We start from the raw sequence: 8058 nt of genomic DNA, 5'->3' as shown, positions 1-8058 counted from the left end.
ACGCGCCTAACCCTCCGCTCAAGTCGGACCCCGCCTGCATTGCCTTCCGCTCTCTCTCAACATCTCGCTATCTCGGCTCCGCTCATCGTCTCGGTGCAGGCGTGGCCGCTTAGCTTCATTCGTTAGGCCACTCTCAATGGAACTGAATCCCCTCTCTATATCGATGTGCATCGTTCTGGGCGGTTCAATCCTTGGCTGTCAGAAGCAGGATCCGATCGAAGTCAAAATCTTAAAGTGGGTCGAAAAAGCAGACCCCAAAACAGATGCCCAGATTGCACTCTCCAAAGGGGATCATCGACTTCGGGCAGTTTACGGGCTGACGGTCACTATTCCTGGCACCGACCCGAAGGATTTCCAATCCTACAAACAGAACTACGGCACGAATGAAATCGAGGGCACAACCGACGCACGCATGAATGGCGAACATGGCCGGCTAATCATTAAGGCCCGTGAATACGCCGAGGCATACAATCTCTATATTCTTAGGGAATACAAACCCGAAAATCGTCCATGAGTGGCCTAACCCTCCGCTCAACTCGGACCCCGCCTGCATTGCCTGCCGCTCTCTCTTAACTTCTCGCTACCTCGACTCCGCTCAGCGCCTCGGTGCAGGCGGGTCCGGTTAGCTTCATTCGTTAGGTCTCTCCCAAATGACATCGAAACGGCATCTCTCATCAATTCAAATTGCAGCTGGTCTCGGTGTCTATGCTTTTCACATCGCAGCCATCATTCTGATTCTCGGTTATGGTGGCCGTGCTATTAAATCCCGCTCACAGCCACCAATCAGCTTCCTTCTCTATACAGGGTTGCTGTTTGTACTGTTCTTTCCATACAGACTTTGGGTCTGGAACACCTCATGGCGCTCCTTCCAGCAGAAACTTCACTCTTGAGCATCGGCCTAACCTTCAGCTCAACTCGGACCCCGCCTGCATTGCCTTCCGCTCTCTCTCAACTTCTCGCTTCCTCGGCTTCGGTCAGTGCCTCGGTACAGGCGGGGCTGGTTAGCTCCATTCGTTAGGCGTTTCCCATCACAGCCATGACCATTCCAATCAAATTCCCAGGTAAACCAATCTCCGGGTCATATGCCTGGGGTCGACTGCTTAGAATCGTGGGAAACCGCCCTGGTGATTCAGGAATGAAAAAGTTAGCTAGAGAACTTCACATGCCGCTCTACTCAGTGAATGTTCTCTTCTTCCTTGTTTTCGTATTAACAGTGAGTCTCGGCGTGGCAACGCTGGTCCCATTTCACAATCGATTCGCTCAGGCAGGCATTATCATAACCAAACCAAATGCCACCTGGTCCGGCCTCTTCGTCCTGCTATTAGCACTGTCACTTTCTTACGTCGCCGTGACAGGCCTTCTCGCCTGGCTCATTGCACTTTCCAAGGATATTTCGAACCATTTATCAAGCAAACCTCACGCCTAACCCTCCGCTCAAGTCGGACCCCGCCTGCATTGCCTTCCGCTCTCTCTCAACATTTTGCTATCTCGGCTCCGTTCACCGTCTCGGTGCAGGCGTGGCCGCTTAGCTTCCTTCGTTAGGCCGCTTTCATTGAGGTGACTTTGACCACCCCGGCCCATGACATCCTCACCATCACGATCCTGCCAACTGGCGGGCAGCAGATCACCTTGAACACGACCTGGAATGATCCTGGTGCATGGGGGATTCTCCTGGTCGATTTGGCTCGTCACGCCGCACAGGCCTACGCCAACGATGGATATGATTTCGAGAAAGCCCTCCATCAGATCAAAGCCGGCTTCGACGCAGAGTGGTCTTCCCCAACCGATTCCGTTCCCGCACAAGGCTGACTGTTCCCGCGGCCTAACCCCCCGCTCAACTCCGACCCCGCCTGCATTGTCTTCCGCTCTCTCTCAGCTTCTCGCTTCCTCGGCTCCGCTCAGCGCCTCGGTGCAAGCGGGTCCGGTTAGCTTCATCCGTTAGGGCTTTGCCTCATGATTAGCCCCACCCTAGCCAAAGCCGGCCGAGTCGCATTCATCTTCGGCATCGTCAATTTTGCAGTCTATGTCTTAGTGGCAGCCAAAATTGGAGGCGATGCAGTTAATGGCCATTCGGCATCAGGCCATTACTTCCTTGCCGAGCATGGGAAACTTACCGAGACCTCTTATTCGGTTTTCCTCTATAGCAAGCTGCACACCTACACTCTTTTTGTTTCTCATCCACTCGCCATGCTCGGAATCTGGATGAACCAAAGGTGGAAAAAGCAAAACGAAGTGTCTGACACGCCCTAACCCTCCGCTCAACTCGGACCCCGCCTGCATTGCCCGCCGTTCTCTCTCAACATATCGCTTTCTCGGCTCCGCTCAGCGCCTCGGTGCAGGCGGGGCCGGTTAGCTTCATTCGTTAGGCATCCCGTGCAACAAGCAGAACAATTAATCGGTAGTGAATATCGCAGCTTCTACGATCAGCAACCTGCATCAGGTCGTCGATATTGGGAAATCCTGTACGAGGACATGCTTCTCGTGATTACGAAAAAAGGCGAGCATCTCTTAGGTTTTGACATCACAACACGTCTCGCAAAATGGGCATACTCCGCAGGTCGTGATCAGTTCATAACCAGCCTCTATGTTAAAAATGGCCGAATCTGGGTTGGCACATTCTCCTGTATGCACTATGAATTGGATTTCAGAACGGGTCTAATCACCGACAAAGAATTCCTCAAATGAGCATCTGCCTAACCCTCAGCTCAACTCGGACCCCGCCTGCATTGCCATTTGCTCTCTCTCACCTTCTCGCTACCTCGGCTTCGTTCATCGTCTCGGCGCAGGCGGGGCCGGTTAGCTTCATTCGTTAGGCGTCAACCCGAAGACCACATCACTTAGAGGATTCTGTGAACTTGCCAAGGAGTGTTGGGGCGATTCTCATCGGTTGGATTACGGTGGTCGGCCTTTCACTCTCCACTGATTATCTGCTCCAGCAAGCCAGGCTCTTTCCAGCCTGGGGCCAGCCGGTCTGGAGCTTTTGGTCCAATCTCCTCGCCCTTTCCTATCGATGTGTCTTTACCGTGATCGGTTGTTACGTCGCAGGAAGGCTTTCGGACCGTAATCCCATGCTCCACGCTATTCTTCTCGGCATTATCAGTTTCATTCTCAGTCTTCTTGGGGCTATGACCGCCATTCAGAACCATTTTGGGCCTGCGTGGTACCCCATAGCACTTGCCCTAGCCACTTTGCCTTGCGCGTGGCTAGGCGGCCTCCTTTCTAAATCACGAAGCGCCTAACCCTCTGCTCAACTCGGACCCCGCCTGCATTGCCTTCCGCTCTCTCTCATCGTCTCGCTTCCTCGGCTCCGTTCAGCGCCTCGGTGCAGGCGGGTCCGGTTAGCTTCATTCGTTAGGCTGCATCATTTGGGTAGGCGGCAATCATGATTCCAACAATCTCCGTTCTGGTCGCCGTCGCATCAGCAATGGGTGTCTATCGATTCTTCTTCGATGACCCCAAAGAATTAGTCGAGCAATTCATTGTTTCTACCATTGGCGGAGGTCGAGACTACAGGGTGTATGTTCTCGTTTTAGCTCCAGTTGTTGTTGGATTATTGACATACCTATTTCTTCTACGTCTCATGGGTAAACCTCTATCTATTCCATTCCTTTGAGTAGTTGCGGCCTAACCCCTAGCTCAACTCGGACCCCGCCTGCGTTGCCTTTCGCTCTCTCTCATTACTTCGCCTTCTCGGCTCCGCTCAGCGCCTCGGTGCAGGCGGGTCCGGTTAGCCACATTCGTTAGGCCTCCAACATGTCCCTAGAAACACCACCGCTAATTTCTCCGGCCATTCTTTTCTCGTGCTGGGGAGTCTTGGTTCTAGCCGCAGCTGCATTCGAGCATTTCAATCGAAACGCCAAATTGAAAAAGACCATTTTCCCCTATGTGGGAGCCGTTACCGGGGCACTGTTTCTATTGTTTGGCTGGCTAATTGGGTTGCGTCCACCCGGGATCTACTACATGGCCTGTGCTGTTTTCGCAATTTTGATGCTGAATTTGAGGGTAGTGCGATTCTGCTCAAAATGTGGCAAGACGGTTCCAGGGTCCACTCCACTTACGCCCGCCCGTTCATGCCCTCGTTGCACCACAGTGCTCTCGTGATCGGCCTAACCCTCAGCTCAACTCGGACCCCGCCTGCATTGCCTCCCGCTCTTTCTCTTCATCTCGCTTCCCCGGCTCCGCTCAGCGCCTCGGTGCAGGCGGATCCGGTTAGCTTCATCCGTTAGGCCTCTCACATTGAAGGCATCCTCCATGCGAAGTCGCTTGATCATTTGCTCCTTTGCTCTTGGCATTGGCTTTCCCGCAATAGCCGAGACCCCAGCAAAGGTCATTCACTCAGTCGCCCCGGAATATCCGCCTCTCGCCCGAATGGCGCAGCTTGGTGGCGTGATCGATGTCGATGTGTCATTGAAGCCCGATGGATCGGTCGGTTCAGTTCTGCCGATGCCCGATACGAATGTATGGAAACAACTCTTCTTTACCTCATCCGAGGCAGCAAAGAAGTGGGTTTTCATGGCAGGCAGCAGAGGACCGGTTCGGATTACCTTTGTCTATCAACTCTTCCCAAAGGGGACTGATGAATCACACTTAAAGGACGAATTCATTCCTCCAGCTACATTCATCAAGAAGGCCGTGGTCGTCTATGTCGACAGAACCCCAATGCACTGACCATCGGCCTAACCCTCAGCTCAACTCGGACCCCGCCTGCATTGCCTTTCGTTCTCTCTCAGCATCCCGCTTCCTCGGCTCCGCTCAGCGCCTCGGTGCAGGCGGGTCCGGTTAGCTTCATTCGTTAGGGCTCATCCATGGCCGACAAACAACCTAGCCCAGAATTCCTGAAATTTTGGGCGCACATTCCATGGAGCACTCAGAACGAAACCTTGATAATTCTGAAGGGTCATCTACTGATAGAAGATCTCCTTCGAGAATTCTGCTACTCGAAAACCGAAAACCCAGATGAATTGATGGGAGCCAGGCTTTCATTCTCTCAAGTTTCTAAACTTTGCCGAGCTTTGATGAAAAACAAAGCCGAGACATGGACGTGGGACTGTATTTCAAGACTCAACGATCTCCGAAATATGCTTGCTCACAAATTGGAGCCGAAGGACTTTGAATTAAAGAGAACGGCATTCATTGAACTTGCGATATCCGGATCTAATGAGGAGGACCTTTTCTCCTCGTTCCCACAACCGTTCGAACAACTTGCTGTATCCATATTTGTCACCTACATTGCTCTCGCGGTACGCCTTAAATTTCAATCTCCAATGTTTTCGCTTCCCGATTTGGCAAGAATCGATTCATCCGGCACGCCCTAACCCTCCGCTCAACTCGGACCCCGCCTGCATTGCCTTCCGATCTCTCTCAACATTTCGCTATCTCGGCTCCGCTCATCGCCTCGGAGCAGGCGGGGCCGGTTAGCTTCATTCGTTAGGGCTCCCACATGAACGCTTTGAAATGTCCTTCATGTCACAACCAGGCCTTCACTCTTGCGCAGAAGGTCTCGATGACCCATCTCGGCCGGTGTGGGCACTGCAGGGTCTTACTTGAAATCAACGCTTATGAAGGTCCAATCGCAGCCCTCTTCTTCATCCTGATTGCTTTGGCATTCACGCCATTAGCTTCTTGGGTTCGTTACTTCCTCGCACTTCTTCTTCTCCTTCGGTTCTTGATCCCACTCCTCTCAGTTCCAAGGGTCTCCCCGTCGGCCTAACCTTTAGCTCAACTCGGACCCCGCCTGCGTTGCCTTCTGTTCTCTCTCAGCTTCTCGCTTCCTCGGCTCCGCTCATCGTCTCGGTGCAGGCGGGGCCCGGTTAGCTTCATTCGTTAGGCTTCACCACATGCGTACGATTCACGCAGAAACCTTCTATCACGATGGGCGAGGGCCATCACTGCTCAAGGTCCATCTCGCCTCGGGGAGTTCACACCTATTGGCTGTGGACTTCGCATTGCCAGATTCTTCAGGTGAAAACCATCACCTGAGGTTCATTCGCGCGCAGGTCTACGCCTTCACGCCCGAAGAGGTAGAGAACTATGAACTCACAACGATAGATTGGGGTTCTACAGGTAAGGGCGCGATGGTTTCCCTCGGAAGATCACCGTGGCTCATGAGCTTTTCACAACAGCATCTTACCAAATGTGAACACTTCAAGATCATGTTCTACGATGAGTTCCTGGATGTAATCTGCGAACAGGTGCTCATTGAACCCGGATTGTTTCAGCCATCGAAACCCGGTGAGCTACTCCCGTGAGGCCTAACCCTCCGCTCAAGTCGGACCCCGCCTGCATTGCCTTCCGCTCTCTCTCAACATTTAGCTATCTCGGCTCCGCTCATCACCTCGGTGCAGGCGTGGCCGCTTAGCTTCATTCGTTAGGCCTCCCGATGCCAGATAGAAATCCGCCGTCGCTTTCACCAGATCAGGTCTGCTCAGAGTTTTCTAAAGGCTCATCCAAGGTCTCCATTCGCAGCCTGGATGAAGACATGGTTCTAATCGAAGGTGACACCGAAACCTTGCTGTTCCTGGGCAACCTGTTTATCGCGCAGGCTAAGTTTCAAAAGGACTGCGGGTTTCAGATTTCTCCGAGCGGGGCAGGTAGTTCACTCTTTGCCTCTAATGCCACCAAAGGGCTATATATTCACCGAATTCCTTGCGAAAACCATGACCCTCAACCACCATCGGCCTAACCCTCAGCTCAACTCGGACCCCGCCTGCATTGTCTTCCGCTCTCTCTCAGCTTCTCGCTACCTCGGCTTCGTTCGTCGTCTCGGTGCAGGCGGGGCCGGTTAGCTTCATTCGTTAGGTTGCCCATGAAGCCCAAGTCCAGTTCCCTACGAATCAAGGCTGGCCTTTCGATTTGCGGGATGATCCTGGTCCTCGGATCTTGGTTACTTGTGCCGGGCCTTTGGGGTTCAGCCAGAGCCGGAGTAGATCTATTGCGAGGCAAGCCCGAAATGAAGGTCCATGGGCTTGGTATGTCCTACTCCATGATTTATTGGAATCTTCTTGAAACCCGTTATGGGCTGCACTCTGAGATTGTTGCTGGCTGCGTTGTGACGGAAAGGCAGTTCGCCTATTGGCAGGGCTATAACCGAACCATTCGGGCCTATTACAATCACAAGTACGGCCGCGATATTTTTGAAGAATGCGACCAAGAAGCCCAGAAACAATGGCCTGCCTTCTTGAAAAGCCTCGAATCGGCAACCTAACCCTCCGCTCAAGTCGGACCCCGCCTGCATTGCCTTCCGCTCTCTCTCAACATTTCGCTATCTCGGCTCCGCTCATCGCCTCGGTACAGGCGTGGCCGCTTAGCTTCATTCGTTAGGCGCTTCCAAGTCTCCGATGACCAATCTCCAAATCATCCTGCTCATCCTCATTGCGGTCCTATTCTTCGGGATCTCGATATATAGTTTGATTCGTTTTGATCGGCTTATAAGCATCGAATACGAAACAAATCGAGAAGCTTGGATAGCTGACGGTAAGCCCATGGGCTCGTTCTGGTGGGCACCGGAGGAGTCTTCATATCAGAATGCCCTGGCTGGCCAGCACTTTAAACTCAAGGTGATCTTCAAAACGCCAGATTGGATCAATCAAAATGAGGTTGCGAAAGGATATTTGCGGCAACTGCGAATTGCCACTCTAATCTGGAGCATAGCCATTTTTTCAGTCTTCCTGTTTTTTACAATTCAATAGCTTTAGCACTCCCGCCAGCGCCTAACCCCTAGCTCAACTCGGACCCCGCCTGCATTGCTTTCCGTTCTCTCTCAACCTCTCGCTTCCTCGGCTCCGCTCAGCGCCTCGGTGTAGGCGGTGTCCGGTTAGCTTCCTTCGTTAGGCGTCACCAGTGGCCATGAAACGCCTCGTCCTTTGTGCGTCACTCATCACCTTTGGGTGCAGCTCTCCTGATACAACAATGGAGTCTCGCTCAATGCCCGGTACGAACTGGGGAACGGTTGTCGTTTGGAACAGGGAATTCAAACTCATCTCCAAAATCAATGCGCCTGACGATCTGATTGCGCTCTCAGAGATCTGGAATACACGGAAGAAGGCATCTCCTCAATAC

9 protein-coding genes are annotated in these 8058 nt (G+C 52.8%); all 9 read left to right on the top strand.

Going from position 1 to position 8058, the window contains the following annotated elements:
* Positions 1-163 precede the first annotated feature (163 nt).
* A complete protein-coding gene (locus NOV65_RS15265; RefSeq protein WP_257307581.1) occupies positions 164-514 on the top strand; it encodes a hypothetical protein in 351 nt (116 codons plus the stop codon).
* Between the two features lie 1049 nt (positions 515-1563).
* Complete coding sequence (locus tag NOV65_RS15260) at positions 1564-1809, top strand: DUF5076 domain-containing protein (RefSeq protein WP_257307579.1); 246 nt, start codon at positions 1564-1566, stop codon at positions 1807-1809.
* Between the two features lie 144 nt (positions 1810-1953).
* Positions 1954-2250 carry a hypothetical protein gene (locus NOV65_RS15255; protein WP_257307577.1) on the top strand — a complete coding sequence of 99 codons (297 nt, stop codon included), beginning with the start codon at positions 1954-1956 and terminating at the stop codon, positions 2248-2250.
* A gap of 123 nt (positions 2251-2373) precedes the next feature.
* Positions 2374-2685 carry a hypothetical protein gene (locus NOV65_RS15250; RefSeq protein ID WP_257307574.1) on the top strand — a complete coding sequence of 104 codons (312 nt, stop codon included), beginning with the start codon at positions 2374-2376 and terminating at the stop codon, positions 2683-2685.
* Positions 2686-4251: 1566 nt separating this feature from the next.
* A complete protein-coding gene (locus NOV65_RS15245) occupies positions 4252-4668 on the top strand; it encodes an energy transducer TonB (RefSeq protein WP_257307573.1) in 417 nt (138 codons plus the stop codon).
* Positions 4669-5837: 1169 nt separating this feature from the next.
* On the top strand, positions 5838-6248 hold the full coding sequence (locus tag NOV65_RS15240) for a hypothetical protein (protein ID WP_257307571.1): 411 nt from the start codon (positions 5838-5840) through the stop codon (positions 6246-6248).
* A 611-nt stretch (positions 6249-6859) separates the two neighbouring features.
* Entirely contained in the window at positions 6860-7204 is a 345-nt protein-coding gene (locus NOV65_RS15235; protein ID WP_257307569.1) for a hypothetical protein, read from the top strand.
* A gap of 133 nt (positions 7205-7337) precedes the next feature.
* Positions 7338-7688, top strand: coding sequence for a hypothetical protein (locus NOV65_RS15230; RefSeq protein ID WP_257307567.1), 351 nt, complete (start codon positions 7338-7340; stop codon positions 7686-7688).
* A gap of 157 nt (positions 7689-7845) precedes the next feature.
* A partial coding sequence (locus NOV65_RS15225; RefSeq protein WP_257307565.1) for a hypothetical protein occupies positions 7846-8058 on the top strand: 213 nt, incomplete at its 3' end.

The organism is Geothrix campi, from assembly GCF_024609265.1.
In the GTDB taxonomy this organism is placed as follows: Bacteria; Acidobacteriota; Holophagae; order Holophagales; family Holophagaceae; genus Geothrix; species Geothrix campi.
This window is presented reverse-complemented; position numbering and strand designations above follow the sequence as displayed.